The sequence below is a fragment of the Pseudoalteromonas sp. NZS100 genome (assembly GCF_015864815.1).
GTDB classification, from domain to species: Bacteria; Pseudomonadota; Gammaproteobacteria; order Enterobacterales; family Alteromonadaceae; genus Pseudoalteromonas; species Pseudoalteromonas distincta.
This window is the reverse complement of record NZ_JADYWM010000069.1, coordinates 1-585: the sequence shown is the minus strand read 5'-3', so window position 1 is coordinate 585 and position 585 is coordinate 1. Positions and strand designations below refer to the sequence as shown.

At 52.3% G+C, this 585-nt stretch carries 1 protein-coding gene; it reads right to left on the bottom strand.

The window, feature by feature from the left end; genetic code table 11:
* Positions 1–585, bottom strand: a 585-nt coding sequence (locus tag I6E69_RS20520) for an Ig-like domain-containing protein (protein WP_231619847.1), incomplete at both ends; no start/stop codon positions are given.

Genomic DNA, 585 nt, shown 5'->3' with positions numbered 1-585 from the left:
AGTGGTATCTATTTCACCTGCGCCTGTGGCGATGGTGTCGTTGCCTGCCACATCTTCAACACTCGCGCTAATGGTGTATGCACCTTCTGCAAGTGCTACCGGTACAGGGATTGACCACGTGCCATTGGCAAGCACGGTGGCGCTCATTGTTTGCGCTGCGCCGCTGCTGTCGGTGACAACAATGGTTACTTCACTGCCTTGCGGTGCATCGCTGGTACCTGCAATCGTTGGCGTGGTGTCGTTGCCTACACCATTGTCTGTAATAACAAGGCTCGGACCAGTAAGATCTATCTGACCTATTTCGGTGGCGCTGCCAATATTACCTAGGCCATCATCTACCTCGGCGGTGACCGTGTATTCGCCTTCGGCTAAATCAGCTGGGGCATCAACGCTCCATACGCCACCCGTTACGGTCGTATCAACAGTCGTAATATTCCCTGCACTGTCTTCAAACGTTAGGCTGATGGTGGTGTTATCTGCCGCATCGCTTGTACCATTAATGGTTGGGGTGGTGTCGTTCGTGTCAACCAATGCATTAATACTGATACTTGGGGCCGTGGTGTTGAGTGTTGCGGTTTCACTTAA